Genomic DNA, 13,275 nt, shown 5'->3' on the forward strand with positions numbered 1-13,275 from the left:
TCGCCTGCCGCAGGGACTCTGCACACCTCCGTTTACGCATGTGCCTGGAGGAGTTGGAAATCGTCGTGTTCGGGAAACATTAAACACAGGATGGCAGCGATCTGAGCCAGCACATGATCAGCTAGCTCACCATCCGGATCGACGGCCCACTGCATCGTCGCGCCAGCGATGACCGAGTGCAGGAGCAACTCAGCTGCCGCAGGAGCACCTGGGGGCAGTCGCTTGCGGATCCCCTCCACCACCGCGCGGTTCCGCTGGATCGCAAGCGTGCGTAGCTCCGGCACCTGGAGCTCGTACCAGGAGATGAGATAGTTCACCGAGAAGTCGTTGCGAGTGTTCATGCTCCGAACGAGCACCTGCAAAAATTCCCAGAGCCCTTGCGGCCCTGCGCCTATCGGTATCGCATTCAGGTAATGCCGCACCTGCTCGACGCCGCGCTCCATCATCCTCACCAGCAGCGTATCGCGGTTGGTGAAGCGCTGGATTAACGCTGCGCGGGAGAGCCCCACCTCCTTTGCTACTCCGCTGAGCGTGAACTCTATGGGACCGCAACGCTTCAGCACTACGGTGGCGGCCTCGAGTACCTCGTCATCGGACTTGAGCTTGGGGCGGGGCATCAGTGTTCACCTTCTGTATGGGTTGGGGCGGAGGCTGTGGCTGCCGCCGCCATTGTAGCAAATTGAAGACGGAGCGAGAGTAGAGCCACGAGCCCCGCAAACACGGCCGATACAACGAGGCCAGGGAGCGGACCAGCAAGGTCGACAAACGCGCCGGCCGCAAGCATAACCATGGGCGAGGCTGACAGCATCACCGCCGAGACCGTGCCGAGTACCCGGCCGAGAAGTTCTGGCGGCGTGCGGTTGTAGATGGCAGCGTTGAGAATGGGAGAGACTGAGCCGGTCAGCAGTCCCACGAGCGCGCCCAACAACATCAGCACCGGCACGCCTGGCAACTGTGAAAGCAGAAGCGAGCCCACCGCAGAGCCACAAAATGCCACCGCCAGCCAGTTCTGCGCTGATATCCGGGCGCCGACCGACGCATGAATGGCAATGCCAAGGAGACCACCAGCCCCCATCATTGAGGAGAACAGCCCGAGCTCTGCTACTTGGCGTCCTGCATCTACAAACAGCGCAGGCATGATGACGCTGCCGTTGGCGCCAACGATGCCCACGAAGATCATCACTATACCAAAGAGAGGGCGCAGCAGGGGTTCGCTCCAGAGAAAAGCGACGCCGGCGCGCATGGAGAGAGTCGCCGTCGTGGTCATCGTCCGAGCGGCACGCGCGGGAAGCACCCACGCGCCGAGCAGACCTGCAAGGACGGAGCAGAACGCCGTCAGCCCGAGCGTTGGCGCAGCGCCAAGCAGGCCGATTGCGGCCCCCCCAAGGGCCGGGCCACCTAGAATCGCGACGTTCCCGATCACCGCTTTCAGTGACGAGACGCGCTCAACGGAGAGCCCGGCGACGTGGCCGAGTTTGGGCAGCTCACTGTCCTGCGCGGCCATACCGGGTGCGTCGAACGCGGCACCGAGCACCACGCAAGCGATCAGCCCAGTGTTCGAGAGGGCGCCAACGGCATCGAGCAGTGGGATGCTCGCCATGGCCACGCCGCCCACCACACCCGAGATCAATGCGACGGGCGCGCGCCCGAACCGATCGACGAGGCCACCACCAACCCACGCGCCGATGATGGTCGCGATGACGCTGCTAGCGGCCGTGGCGCCCGCCCAGGCCGCGCTCTTTGTATGAGACAGGACGAACCATGGAAGCGCGAGGGCCGCCACCGCGTTGCCGATCCGGAAGAGAAAGGTCGCCGCGAACAGCGTCGCGAGCGGGCTATATCGACGTTCGCTCATTCCGCTGCGGCGAGCTGCGCCTTCGCCGCAGCGAGGTACTCTTCGTTACCCGAGTCGAGGGCGAAGAGTGCGTAGGTGACCGCCCCGAACGCAAGGCGCTCCGCGATGTGGTGGGCGAGCCGCGGCCACACCCGGCCACCGGCCGCTTCATACGTGAGGAGGAGCTTCGCGAGCCCCTCTTCACCAAAGACCATAAGGTGCGCGGCCATGTCGATGGCAGGGTCATCAACGCGGGCCTCGCTCCAGTCGATCATCCCGCTGACGCGCTCCGTGTTGTCGATGAGCACATGGCCCACGTAGAGATCGCCATGCACCACCACGGAGAAATCTGGCCACGACGAATCGTCGTCGAGCCAGCGCTGCCACCGGTGGAGGCGCTTGTCGTTCACCACGAACTCGCGTCGGACGCGGTCAACGTCGTCGGCCACCTTCTGACGGGCCTGCGTCGGTGTACGGATGAGCATCCCCGCATCCACGGCGGCGGAAATGGGGACGGCATGCAGGGCGGCGAGCGCGGTCGCGAAGCTCTCCGCGAAGACCTCCGAGTCCTGCGGCACGACCCAGTCGGGCGTGGACGAACCAGGCTGGATGACCATCGCAGTCGAGTCTTCGAGCATGGGATAGGCAACGAGCTCGGCGTTGGCCACGCGCCAGTCCGGCACCGCGAACGGCAGGCGATTCTTGAGCATTGCCAGCACCCGCGCCTCTGGTTCGACCTTCGCGCTTACCTCGGCTCGGCGCGGGATGCGCAGCACCCACCGACGTCCATCGTCGACGGTGGCGATCACGATCCTATAGTCGAGCCCAAGCTCATTGACAGTCAGCGGGCCATGGAGCTTGAGCCCATGTCGGGCTGCAAGTGCGTACAGTTGGGAGGTATCGGCGGTCGTGACTACGGTCATGATTCACTCCTGAGGGCTTGACGGGTTTAGCCACCTAAATGTAACAGTCACGTCGGTTATATTCAATCCGGCACTGTTGCAAAGTTAGCGATGAGGCAGCCTTTTGTCTTATTCAAAGGCCTTACATTTCAAAAACTCTGCTTACCAGGCGCATTTCGCCCAGGGGATCACCATAATAAAATGCTGAGGCCTGGCCTTTGCGTAGTGCACGCATCACCTCAATACCTTTGATGGTGGCGTAAGCCGTCTTCATGGATTTAAATCCCAGCGTGGCGCCGATTATCCGTTTCAGTTTGCCATGATCGCATTCAATCACGTTGTTCCGGTACTTAATCTGTCGGTGTTCAACGTCAGACGGGCACCGGCCTTCGCGTTTGAGCAGAGCAAGCGCGCGACCATAGGCGGGCGCTTTATCCGTGTTGATGAATCGCGGGATCTGCCACTTCTTCACGTTGTTGAGGATTTTACCCAGAAACCGGTATGCAGCTTTGCTGTTACGACGGGAGGAGAGATAAAAATCGACAGTGCGGCCCCGGCTGTCGACGGCCCGGTACAGATACGCCCAGCGGCCATTGACCTTCACGTAGGTTTCATCCATGTGCCACGGGCAAAGATCGGAAGGGTTACGCCAGTACCAGCGCAGCCGTTTTTCCATTTCAGGCGCATAACGCTGAACCCAGCGGTAAATCGTGGAGTGATCGACATTCACTCCGCGTTCAGCCAGCATCTCCTGCAGCTCACGGTAACTGATGCCGTATTTGCAGTACCAGCGTACGGCCCACAGAATGATGTCACGCTGAAAATGCCGGCCTTTGAATGGGTTCATGTGCAGCTCCATCAGCAAAAGGGGATGATAAGTTTATCACCACCGACTATTTGCAACAGTGCCGTTTACTCATATATACTTTAGATTGATTTAAAACTTCATTTTTAATTTAAAAGGATCTAGGTGAAGATCCTTTTTGATAATCTCATGACCAAAATCCCTTAACGTGAGTTTTCGTTCCACTGAGCGTCAGACCCCGTATAGTGTTTTGCAGTTTAGAGGAGATATCGCGATGCATACGCGGAAGGCAATAACGGAGGCGCTTCAAAAACTCGGAGTCCAAACCGGTGACCTCTTGATGGTGCATGCCTCACTTAAAGCGATTGGTCCGGTCGAAGGAGGAGCGGAGACGGTCGTTGCCGCGTTACGCTCCGCGGTTGGGCCGACTGGCACTGTGATGGGATACGCGTCGTGGGACCGATCACCCTACGAGGAGACTCTGAATGGCGCTCGGCTGGATGACGAAGCCCGCCGTACCTGGCTGCCGTTCGATCCCGCAACAGCCGGGACTTACCGTGGGTTCGGCCTGCTGAATCAATTTCTGGTTCAAGCCCCCGGCGCGCGGCGCAGCGCGCACCCCGATGCATCGATGGTCGCGGTTGGTCCGCTGGCTGAAACGCTGACGGAGCCTCACGAACTCGGTCACGCCTTGGGGGAAGGATCGCCCGTCGAGCGGTTCGTTCGCCTTGGCGGGAAGGCCCTGCTGTTGGGTGCGCCGCTAAACTCCGTTACCGCATTGCACTACGCCGAGGCGGTTGCCGATATCCCCAACAAACGGTGGGTGACGTATGAGATGCCGATGCTTGGAAGAGACGGTGAAGTCGCCTGGAAAACGGCATCGGATTACGATTCAAACGGCATTCTCGATTGCTTTGCTATCGAAGGAAAGCCGGATGCGGTTGAAACTATAGCAAATGCTTACGTGAAGCTCGGTCGCCATCGAGAAGGTGTCGTGGGCTTTGCTCAGTGCTACCTGTTCGACGCGCAGGACATCGTGACGTTCGGCGTCACCTATCTTGAGAAGCATTTCGGAACCACTCCGATCGTGCCTCCGCACGAGGCCGTCGAGCGCTCTTGCGAGCCTTCAGGTTAGAGGCCGTCGACAATGATAATCTGGATCAACGGACCTTTCGGCGCCGGAAAGACGACGCTCGCTAAGCGGCTGCGCGATCGGCGTTCCAAATCGCTGATCTTTGACCCCGAGGAAATCGGGTTCGTGGTGAAAGAAACGGTCCCCATGCCAGCGAGCGGAGACTATCAGGATCTCCCCTTGTGGAGGGGACTTACGATCGCGGCGGTCAGGGAGATTCGAAGGAATTACTCGCAGGACATCATCATCCCAATGACGCTCGTGCACCCGGACTATCTGACTGAGATACTCGACGGGGTAAGGCGGATCGACGATCAGCTGCTGCACATCTTTCTGACGCTCAACGAGGACCTATTGCGTCACCGGATCGCGAACCAGACCATGCATCCTGACCCGAATCGAAATGCGGAGATTCGAGAGTGGCGATTAGCGAATGTCGCCCGATGCTTGGCCGCAAGGGAACGGCTTCCATGCACAACCCGTGTTCTCGATAGTGGTGCACACACCAGCGATGAACTCGCAGCGATGGTGCTCGACGGAATCGATGGGCGCACCTGATCGCCTTCGACGCCTGCGCAAAGCGTAGCGCGAGGGTGGCGGGCTCACGACCAAACGCCCAGAGGTCGATCATCGCAGGGATGTTTGGCTTTGTGGTGCGGACGACGGGACTCGAACCCGTACTCTCACAGAGAAGCAGATTTTCGTACCACCTCGACTTTCGCCGCCGTCTGATGACGTTCGTGGTCTGGACTGTCCCTTCGCCATTGCCCGAAGGCTTTAGGCGCCGCCCGTCCAGTCTCTACACCTTCCCCCGAAGGGGCTTGGCTCGGGATTGGCTTAGGGTATTGCCCGTTAGCGTTCCCCGACTTTGAGCGGTTCTACTCCGCGGATTTCCCCGCGGGCACTCCAATTTTAAAGTCTGCTGCGTCTACCGATTTCGCCACGTCCGCCTTTTTTCGCCGTTCCTAGCGCTCGTGCGATGCACCTATGTTGCACCTAGCGCCGAATCGTTCTTCGTCATCCTGAAAAACCACGTCTCCTAAAGCCTTGCATAGCTTATCTTTTCTCCACCACGAACTTTTTTGTGGGATGGTAGAAAAAAAGACTTTTTAAGTCCGCTGGCTTGCCAGGCCTTGTTAGCTTGTACGGTCATGGTTATCGGGTAAAGAATATTGACGGCATCGCTGGTGTCGGTGGCTGAAAAGCCGGCTCCCATCAGGGCAATAGCCATTTCAGATGCAGGCGTACAGGGCAATGGTCAACAGCTACAGCCTGTCTGACGATTCCGGCGTCATGGCTGCGGCGGCTATCACGCATTTTTTGTTCGGTCAGGCGGTGTTTTCGTACCTCAATGGTTGGAGCGTGTTGATCGGACCTGGTACAGGTTTGGACAGCACGGGCTGCAAATACGCAAGGGATTTAATGGGCCTGGTGGCGTTCACGGCTTTTATCGTGACGTTTCTGTTCAGGGGCTACTCATAATCTCGTGGCTCGGCGGTTCCCGGCACACCATGACAGTAAGGAAGGACCCTGTGTCTCAACTCTCCCAGCTTCGAAGCCCCGCCGCCGTGCAGGCTGCCATCGATGAGTTCGTGCAACTGGGCCGCACGAAATTCCTGGCGCGCCACGGCTACGGCAAGTCCCGCGACTTCCTGGTACGTGATCCGAAGACCGGCACCGATTGCGATTCCAAGGCCATCGCCGGTGTGGCCTTCGGCAAGCAATTTCCCGAGCAGGGCCCGCTCACTGCTGACAGCTTCTCCGGTGGCGAGACGACCGTCGTTCCGGCGCTGACGCGGCTCGGGTTTCGCATCATTCGCATCGGCGAAGACTGGTCCGAAGAAGAGGTCCTGGCCACGGTCGAAGACTATTTCGACATGCTGCGTGCCGAGGCGGCTGGGGAGCCGTACCACAAGTCCGAGCACAACCAGGCACTGCGCCAACTGCTGAACGGTCGCAGCAAGTCTTCAGTCGAGCTCAAGCACCAGAACATTAGCGCCGTACTCGATGCCCTGGGCCTGCCCTATATCAACGGCTACAAGCCACGCGGCAACAGCCAACTGCTGCTGCGTAAATCCGTACACGCCTACGTTCTGGAACATCAGCAGACGGTCGGCGCTCTTGTCGATGCCCTGGAGGAGGTAAAACTTCCGGGTGACAAAACCTACCGAGCGGCTTTGGTAGAACCACCCGCCCGTGAAGTGCTTGTGCGTACCCCGGCATCTCTACGGCAACGCCTACCGCGAAAGTTCGATTATGCCGCTCGCGATGAAGCCAACCGCAAGCTGGGCCGGGCAGGGGAGCAGTGGGTGATTGGCTACGAACAGCAACGCCTGACCGAGCTCGGCCACCCAGAGCTTTTTCAGCGGCTGGATTGGGTGTCCGACACCCAGGGAGACGGTGCGGGGTTCGACATCCTGTCGTTCGAAGAGGACGCCCATGAGCGCTTCATCGAGGTGAAAACCACCAATGGCGGGGTAGGCTCGTCTTTCTTGGTCAGCCACAACGAACTCGAATTCTCCAAGGAGGCGGGCGATCAATTCCATCTGTATCGCGTGTTCCAGTTTCGGGACGGTCCGCGCCTGTTCACGCTACCCGGCGACCTCAGCCAACATGTGCATCTCAAGCCGACGGACTACCGGGCGAGTTTCCGGAGTTTGGTGGGGTAAAGGCAGGGTTCTGTTGAGCCGAATGGCTGTGTGCGGCCGATTCTGTTGAAAAAGTAGCGGCCTCCCCATGCCGTTGGCAAAATTGCTTTGTCAGCGAGCGTGGGGGCGAACAGCATGATGGGACAGTTACCGGGAGGACAGCAGCGCCTGTTCTACTCGTTCAATCTGGAAGATCACGTCCCGGCCCAACATCTCCTGCGCAGCATCGACCAGTGCTTGGATCTCAGTGATCTACGTGCCTACCTGGCAGATTTCTATAGCCCCATCGGGCGTCCCTCGATTGACCCGGAGTTGATGGTGCGCATGCTGGTCGTCGGCTACTGCTATGGCATTCGTTCCGAGCGGCGATTGTGCGAAGAGGTGCACCTGAACCTGGCCTATCGCTGGTTCTGCCGGTTGGGTCTGGAAGACGAAGTCCCCAATCACTCGACCTTCTCGAAGAATCGCCATGGGCGTTTTCGTGACAGCGATCTATTCCGCTGGTTATTCAATGAGGTGCTGCGGCGCTGCATGGCAGCCGGCCTAGTCAAGGGTGAAGGTTTCGCCGTCGACGCCAGCATCATTAAGGCGGATGCCAGCCGGCAACGTGGGGTGGCGGGAGATGAGGTCGATTGGAACGATCCAAAGCTCAGCAGCCGCGCAGTGCGCGAGTACCTCGAAGCCCTTGATGAAGAGGCGCTGGCTGAGGCTCTTCCCAAGAAAATTTCGCTCACTGATCCTCAGTCCCGTTGGACAGCAGCGCCAGGTGGCCCGGCCTTTTTTGCCTACTCCACGAATTACCTGATCGACACTGAGCACGGTGTGATCATGGACGTGGAAGCTACCCCGGCGCACCGTACCGCCGAAGTCGATTCGACTAGGACGATGGTCGAGCGTGTCGAGGCGCAGTTCGATCTCACACCGGAACGCCTTATCGGCGATACCGCTTATGGCACCGCCCCGATGCTGGCCTGGATGGTCGAAGAAAAGGACATCGAACCGCATGTGCCGGTGTGGGACAAGACCGAGCGCAAGGACGACAGCCTCTCCAGTAACGACTTTCACTGGAGTCAGGACGCCAATGAATATCGCTGCCCAGCCGGCAAACCGCTACGCAGTGAATGGCGCGCCTTCACCCAGCAAAGGTCGCGGGTAACTAAGGCCAAAACCGTCATTTACCGCTCCAGCCAAACCGACTGCGCCACCTGCCCGTTGAAAGCGAAATGCTGCCCCAACACGCCGAATCGGAAGATCGTCCGCAGCATCCATGAGGCTGCCCGCGACGTGGCTCGACGCATCGCCAAGACACCGGAGTACCTCGTCTCTCGCTGCGAACGAAAGAAGGTGGAGATGCTTTTCGCCCACCTCAAACGGATCATGAAACTCGACCGTTTACGACTGCGTGGCCTAACGGGTGCCACTGACGAATTCACCTTGGCTGCGATGGTGCAGAACCTGCGCCGCATGGCCAAGCTTTTGCCTCAAGGGCCACCGCTGACGGGATAGGTATGCCTGCTACGAGCAGAAACCCTCAAATTAACCCTTAAACCTGAGCAAGGACGCTCAGTGAAACGCCGGAAGGCAACTTGAAGTGGCTTGCAGCCACTTCGACAGCAGGCACACCTGATCGGCAGGCTGCCGCTAAAGCTACTTTTTCAACAGAATCGGCCGATTTGTGCCGGTCGTCAAGGACCGCTTCGGATCACTCTCAACCGGATCGCGGGCCAGCTGATTTGCTAAAACCCGCGCCAAACTCAACGAAGGATTTCGCATGATCCGTTTTTTTTGGCGATCACGCTCGGCCTGATGGTTGGCTGCTCGTCGAGTTCAAGTTCGATCTGATCAGTGAGCGGTAGCGCAAGTGGATCGCCTCAGCCAAGCAGCGTTGTTGCCGGCGGCCGGAAGAAAGCCTTGAACTAGTAGCGGAAAGGATGAAACTTTATTTTTACGATTCTCAGCATTTTCCAAGGTTGAGCGAAAATTAGGATGATACTTTAATGATTCCGGCCTCCATCCCCACAAAACGCTTGCAGATGGCAGAATTGAAATAAGTCATTGTTTTAAATGGATTTTTGCAGGAATTGCTACGTTGCAGGGTCCTGTAGTTAGGATGACACTTTATTTTCCTCCCACAGGCCTCGTGATACGCCTATTTTTATAGGTTAATGTCATGATAATAATGGTTTCTTAGACGTCAGGTGGCACTTTTCGGGGAAATGTGCGCGGAACCCCTATTTGTTTATTTTTCTAAATACATTCAAATATGTATCCGCTCATGAGACAATAACCCTGGTAAATGCTTCAATAATATTGAAAAAGGAAGAGTATGAGTATTCAACATTTTCGTGTCGCCCTTATTCCCTTTTTTGCGGCATTTTGCCTTCCTGTTTTTGCTCACCCAGAAACGCTGGTGAAAGTAAAAGATGCTGAAGATCAGTTGGGTGCACGAGTGGGTTACATCGAACTGGATCTCAACAGCGGTAAGATCCTTGAGAGTTTTCGCCCCGAAGAACGTTTTCCAATGATGAGCACTTTTAAAGTTCTGCTATGTGGTGCGGTATTATCCCGTGTTGACGCCGGGCAAGAGCAACTCGGTCGCCGCATACACTATTCTCAGAATGACTTGGTTGAGTACTCACCAGTCACAGAAAAGCATCTTACGGATGGCATGACAGTAAGAGAATTATGCAGTGCTGCCATAACCATGAGTGATAACACTGCTGCCAACTTACTTCTGACAACGATCGGAGGACCGAAGGAGCTAACCGCTTTTTTGCACAACATGGGGGATCATGTAACTCGCCTTGATCGTTGGGAACCGGAGCTGAATGAAGCCATACCAAACGACGAGCGTGACACCACGATGCCTGCAGCAATGGCAACAACGTTGCGCAAACTATTAACTGGCGAACTACTTACTCTAGCTTCCCGGCAACAATTAATAGACTGGATGGAGGCGGATAAAGTTGCAGGACCACTTCTGCGCTCGGCCCTTCCGGCTGGCTGGTTTATTGCTGATAAATCTGGAGCCGGTGAGCGTGGGTCTCGCGGTATCATTGCAGCACTGGGGCCAGATGGTAAGCCCTCCCGTATCGTAGTTATCTACACGACGGGGAGTCAGGCAACTATGGATGAACGAAATAGACAGATCGCTGAGATAGGTGCCTCACTGATTAAGCATTGGTAACTGTCAGACCAAGTTTACTCATATATACTTTAGATTGATTTAAAACTTCATTTTTAATTTAAAAGGATCTAGGTGAAGATCCTTTTTGATAATCTCATGACCAAAATCCCTTAACGTGAGTTTTCGTTCCACTGAGCGTCAGACCCCTTATCTGAACATAAAACACTATCAATAAGTTGGAGTCATTACCCCCCGGACGAGTGGGAATCCATGGTAGGGATTTTTACCGAAATGGAAGAACACTATTAGGGGGCACCTCAGAAAACGGAATCTATGGTCACTCCCGTTTTTGCAACACCGATTTTGACGACAAGTTGGCTTGCTTGAATCTATCCGGCGTCTGAATGGGATTTTATTCCCGCGCCTTGATGAGTTCCGCGCCTGATGAACCTCCAGAAAATATACGGCTTCAATGAGCCTTTCCGTTTTACAGGTTCCTCAACAGGCCGGTGGGCCGTTAGTATCATCAATATCAGTATTCGCAAAACCAGATCAGTAATTCTTTAAACCGGTGTATTTCTGCCGTTATGCTACATAAGTTTGCTGTCGTGCCGTTAGGGCCCAGGCTATTCTGGCCAGCTTGTTTGCCAGAGCACAAGTGACGACAAAGTTGCTTTTCCGGCACAGTAAATCCCTGACCCAATCGGCCAATTTGCCAGACTGGTGTTCCAGTTTTTGTATGAATACCCTGGCACATTGAACCAACAAAGTTCGGATCTTTTTATTACCTCGCTTACTAATTCCCAGCAATGTCGTCCTACCTCCCGTGCTGTACTGCCGAGGTACAAGCCCTGTTGCCGCCGCAAAGTCACGGCTGCTGGCGTACTGCTTCCCGTCGCCAATCTCAGTTGAAATAGTACTCGCTGTCAGTGTTCCGACGCAGGGAATGCTCAGCAAGCGCTGTCCAACCTCATCTTCGTCCAACTTTCGTTTCAACTGGGATTCCAAATCTTTAATCTGCTCAACAAGATAGTGATAATGCTGTTGTAATTTCAGCAATAACTGGCTGAGGTAAAGAGGCAAACTATTATCCTCAAGAATGGTACTCAGTCGGCTAATAACGGCAGCTCCTCGGGGAACGCTAATGCCAAATTCCAGCAGAAAAGCATGCATTTGATTGGTTGTTTTTACCTTATCCTGAACCAGGGATTCACGGACACGATGCAGAGCCCGCATTGCCTGCTGAGATTCCGTTCTGGGCTGCACAAAACGCATAGACGGACGCGATGCAGCTTCACAAATAGCTTCGGCGTCGACAAAGTCGTTTTTATTGCTTTTAACGAACGGGCGGACAAATTGTGGTGATATCAGCTTTGGGGAATGCCCCAACTCTTCCAACTTGCGTGCCATAAAGTGAGAACCGCCACAGGCTTCCATTGCGATGGTTGTAGCGGGGCATGTCGCCAAAAATTCGATCAACTTTGGCCGGGTAAATTTTTTACGGTAAACAGCCTTCCCGCGACGATCCTGGCAATGAATATGGAAAGAGTTTTTACCCAGATCGATACCAATGAGCGCAATGTTTTCCATGATAGTTCTCCGAATGAAAGCCTGTCCTCAGCATAGTACCGGGAAGGAGGGAGTGACCATCTCATTAAATAAAGCACGCTAAGGCATAGCTGACCTTGCCAGGCCTGCTTCGCCCTGTAGTGACGCGATCAACGGGCAGGAAACATTCCCCTTTCGTGCATGGCAGGCGCACACGAGTTCAGACAGCACGGTTTCCATGCGCGCCAAGTCGGCCATCTTCTCGCGCACGTCCTTGAGCTTGTGTTCGGCCAGGCTGCTGGCCTCCTCGCAGTGGGTGCCATCGTCGAGCCGCAACAGCTCGGCAATCTCGTCCAGACTGAACCCCAGCCGCTGTGCCGATTTCACGAATTTCACCCGAACCACGTCCGCCTCCCCATAGCGGCGGATGCTGCCGTAAGGCTTGTCCGGTTCCCGCAACAGGCCCTTGCGCTGATAGAAGCGGATTGTCTCCACGTTGACCCCGGCCGCCTTGGCAAAAACGCCAATGGTCAGGTTTTCCAAATTATTTTCCATATCGCTTGACTCCGTACATGAGTACGGAAGTAAGGTTACGCTATCCAATCCAAATTCAAAAGGGCCAACGTATGTCTGAACCACAAAACGGGCGCGGTGCGCTCTTCGCCGGCGGGCTGGCCGCCATTCTTGCATCGACCTGCTGCCTGGGGCCGCTAGTACTGGTCGCCCTGGGCTTCTCCGGTGCTTGGATCGGCAACCTGACGGTGCTGGAACCCTATCGACCGTTGTTCATCGGCGCGGCGCTAGTGGCGCTGTTCTTCGCCTGGAAGCGGATTTACCGGCCCGTGCAGGCATGCAAGCCAGGTGAGGTCTGCGCGATTCCGCAGGTGCGCGCCACCTACAAGCTGATTTTCTGGATCGTGGCCGTGCTGGTCCTGGTCGCGCTTGGATTTCCCTATGTCGTTCCATTTTTCTATTAACCAGGAGTTCATCATGAAGAAACTGTTTGCCTCCCTTGCCCTCGCCGCCGCTGTTGCCCCGGTGTGGGCCGCTACCCAGACCGTCACGCTAGCGGTTCCCGGCATGACTTGCGCCGCCTGCCCGATCACAGTCAAGAAAGCGCTCTCCAAGGTCGAAGGCGTGAGCAAGGTCGATGTGGGCTTCGAGAAGCGCGAGGCCGTCGTCACTTTTGACGACACCAAGGCCAGCGTACAGAAGCTGACCAAGGCCACCGCAGACGCCGGCTATCCGTCCAGCGTCAAGCAGTGAGCCAGCAAGCCAA

Annotated in this window: 15 protein-coding genes; 8 read left to right on the plus strand and 7 right to left on the minus strand. The window is 56.3% G+C overall.

All coding sequences use genetic code 11. The annotated features are described in order from the left end of the window. Positions 1–32: 32 nt before the first annotated feature. The 4 genes from mphR(A) to C2U43_RS26915 all read right to left on the minus strand — a co-directional run bounded on the left by mphR(A) (position 33) and on the right by C2U43_RS26915 (position 3,583). Positions 33–617 carry a macrolide-binding transcriptional repressor MphR(A) gene (gene mphR(A), locus C2U43_RS26895; RefSeq protein ID WP_001137892.1) on the minus strand — a complete coding sequence of 195 codons (585 nt, stop codon included), beginning with the start codon at positions 615–617 and terminating at the stop codon, positions 33–35. Continuing rightward, positions 617–1,855: a macrolide resistance MFS transporter Mrx(A) gene (gene mrx(A) / locus C2U43_RS26900; protein WP_000004159.1), complete on the minus strand. Its 1,239-nt coding sequence runs from the start codon at positions 1,853–1,855 to the stop codon at positions 617–619. Before mrx(A) ends, mphR(A) begins: the two co-directional genes overlap by 1 nt. Then, positions 1,852–2,757, minus strand: coding sequence for an Mph(A) family macrolide 2'-phosphotransferase (locus tag C2U43_RS26905; RefSeq protein WP_000219391.1), 906 nt, complete (start codon positions 2,755–2,757; stop codon positions 1,852–1,854). The genes mrx(A) and C2U43_RS26905 overlap by 4 nt, the downstream gene beginning before the upstream one ends. Positions 2,758–2,878: 121 nt before the next feature. Continuing rightward, a complete protein-coding gene (locus C2U43_RS26915; protein ID WP_001067855.1) occupies positions 2,879–3,583 on the minus strand; it encodes an IS6-like element IS26 family transposase in 705 nt (234 codons plus the stop codon). Between the two features lie 232 nt (positions 3,584–3,815). Here C2U43_RS26915 and aac(3)-IId point away from each other — a divergent pair, with 232 nt between their 5' ends. Both aac(3)-IId and C2U43_RS26925 read left to right on the plus strand, forming a co-directional pair. Continuing rightward, the gene (aac(3)-IId, locus tag C2U43_RS26920) at positions 3,816–4,676 is read left to right on the plus strand and encodes an aminoglycoside N-acetyltransferase AAC(3)-IId (protein ID WP_000557454.1); all 861 of its coding nucleotides are present in this window, start codon (positions 3,816–3,818) and stop codon (positions 4,674–4,676) included. Positions 4,677–4,688: 12 nt separating this feature from the next. Next, positions 4,689–5,231, plus strand: coding sequence for an AAA family ATPase (locus C2U43_RS26925; protein ID WP_000587837.1), 543 nt, complete (start codon positions 4,689–4,691; stop codon positions 5,229–5,231). A gap of 481 nt (positions 5,232–5,712) precedes the next feature. Here the strand turns inward: C2U43_RS26925 and C2U43_RS26930 are convergent, their stop codons facing one another. After that, positions 5,713–5,904, minus strand: a complete 192-nt coding sequence (locus tag C2U43_RS26930; protein WP_000951934.1) for a hypothetical protein — start codon at positions 5,902–5,904, stop codon at positions 5,713–5,715. Positions 5,905–5,927: 23 nt separating this feature from the next. Between C2U43_RS26930 and C2U43_RS26935 the strand changes: the two genes are divergently transcribed. From C2U43_RS26935 to C2U43_RS26950, 4 genes are all read left to right on the plus strand, one after another. Then, the gene (locus tag C2U43_RS26935; protein ID WP_000248278.1) at positions 5,928–6,155 is read left to right on the plus strand and encodes a hypothetical protein; all 228 of its coding nucleotides are present in this window, start codon (positions 5,928–5,930) and stop codon (positions 6,153–6,155) included. 50 nt (positions 6,156–6,205) lie between these two features. Beyond that, the gene (locus C2U43_RS26940) at positions 6,206–7,342 is read left to right on the plus strand and encodes a DUF3883 domain-containing protein (protein WP_000080861.1); all 1,137 of its coding nucleotides are present in this window, start codon (positions 6,206–6,208) and stop codon (positions 7,340–7,342) included. 114 nt (positions 7,343–7,456) lie between these two features. After that, the gene (locus C2U43_RS26945; RefSeq protein WP_000971921.1) at positions 7,457–8,827 is read left to right on the plus strand and encodes an IS1182-like element ISCfr1 family transposase; all 1,371 of its coding nucleotides are present in this window, start codon (positions 7,457–7,459) and stop codon (positions 8,825–8,827) included. An 820-nt stretch (positions 8,828–9,647) separates the two neighbouring features. Beyond that, positions 9,648–10,508 (plus strand): broad-spectrum class A beta-lactamase TEM-1, encoded by an 861-nt coding sequence (locus C2U43_RS26950; RefSeq protein WP_000027057.1) that lies wholly within the window; start codon positions 9,648–9,650, stop codon positions 10,506–10,508. A 525-nt stretch (positions 10,509–11,033) separates the two neighbouring features. On the opposite strand, the gene C2U43_RS26955 is transcribed toward C2U43_RS26950, so the two are convergent. Both C2U43_RS26955 and merR read right to left on the minus strand, forming a co-directional pair. After that, positions 11,034–12,038, minus strand: coding sequence for an IS110-like element IS4321 family transposase (locus C2U43_RS26955; protein WP_000427623.1), 1,005 nt, complete (start codon positions 12,036–12,038; stop codon positions 11,034–11,036). A 78-nt stretch (positions 12,039–12,116) separates the two neighbouring features. Beyond that, complete coding sequence (gene merR / locus C2U43_RS26960; protein ID WP_000429836.1) at positions 12,117–12,551, minus strand: Hg(II)-responsive transcriptional regulator; 435 nt, start codon at positions 12,549–12,551, stop codon at positions 12,117–12,119. 71 nt (positions 12,552–12,622) lie between these two features. On the opposite strand from merR, the gene C2U43_RS26965 reads away from it, so the two are divergent. Together C2U43_RS26965 and merP are read left to right on the plus strand one after the other, a co-directional pair. Continuing rightward, complete coding sequence (locus C2U43_RS26965) at positions 12,623–12,973, plus strand: mercuric transport protein MerT (protein ID WP_001294663.1); 351 nt, start codon at positions 12,623–12,625, stop codon at positions 12,971–12,973. Between the two features lie 13 nt (positions 12,974–12,986). Then, the gene (gene merP, locus C2U43_RS26970) at positions 12,987–13,262 is read left to right on the plus strand and encodes a mercury resistance system periplasmic binding protein MerP (protein ID WP_000732292.1); all 276 of its coding nucleotides are present in this window, start codon (positions 12,987–12,989) and stop codon (positions 13,260–13,262) included. Positions 13,263–13,275 lie beyond the last annotated feature (13 nt).

This window comes from Citrobacter freundii complex sp. CFNIH9 (assembly GCF_002903305.1).
Taxonomy (GTDB): Bacteria; Pseudomonadota; Gammaproteobacteria; order Enterobacterales; family Enterobacteriaceae; genus Citrobacter; species Citrobacter portucalensis.

Bases quoted from the DNA above. Each gene is read 5' to 3' on its own strand.
- C2U43_RS26905 (WP_000219391.1), bottom strand. From the start codon at position 2,757: ATGACCGTAGTCACGACCGCCGATACCTCCCAACTGTACGCACTTGCA.
- C2U43_RS26950 (WP_000027057.1), top strand. From the start codon at position 9,648: ATGAGTATTCAACATTTTCGTGTCGCCCTTATTCCCTTTTTTGCGGCA.
- merP (WP_000732292.1), top strand. From the start codon at position 12,987: ATGAAGAAACTGTTTGCCTCCCTTGCCCTCGCCGCCGCTGTTGCCCCG.
- C2U43_RS26955 (WP_000427623.1), bottom strand. From the start codon at position 12,038: ATGGAAAACATTGCGCTCATTGGTATCGATCTGGGTAAAAACTCTTTC.
- C2U43_RS26935 (WP_000248278.1), top strand. From the start codon at position 5,928: ATGGTCAACAGCTACAGCCTGTCTGACGATTCCGGCGTCATGGCTGCG.
- C2U43_RS26945 (WP_000971921.1), top strand. From the start codon at position 7,457: ATGATGGGACAGTTACCGGGAGGACAGCAGCGCCTGTTCTACTCGTTC.
- C2U43_RS26965 (WP_001294663.1), top strand. From the start codon at position 12,623: ATGTCTGAACCACAAAACGGGCGCGGTGCGCTCTTCGCCGGCGGGCTG.
- C2U43_RS26915 (WP_001067855.1), bottom strand. From the start codon at position 3,583: ATGAACCCATTCAAAGGCCGGCATTTTCAGCGTGACATCATTCTGTGG.
- C2U43_RS26925 (WP_000587837.1), top strand. From the start codon at position 4,689: ATGATAATCTGGATCAACGGACCTTTCGGCGCCGGAAAGACGACGCTC.
- merR (WP_000429836.1), bottom strand. From the start codon at position 12,551: ATGGAAAATAATTTGGAAAACCTGACCATTGGCGTTTTTGCCAAGGCG.
- C2U43_RS26930 (WP_000951934.1), bottom strand. From the start codon at position 5,904: ATGGCTATTGCCCTGATGGGAGCCGGCTTTTCAGCCACCGACACCAGC.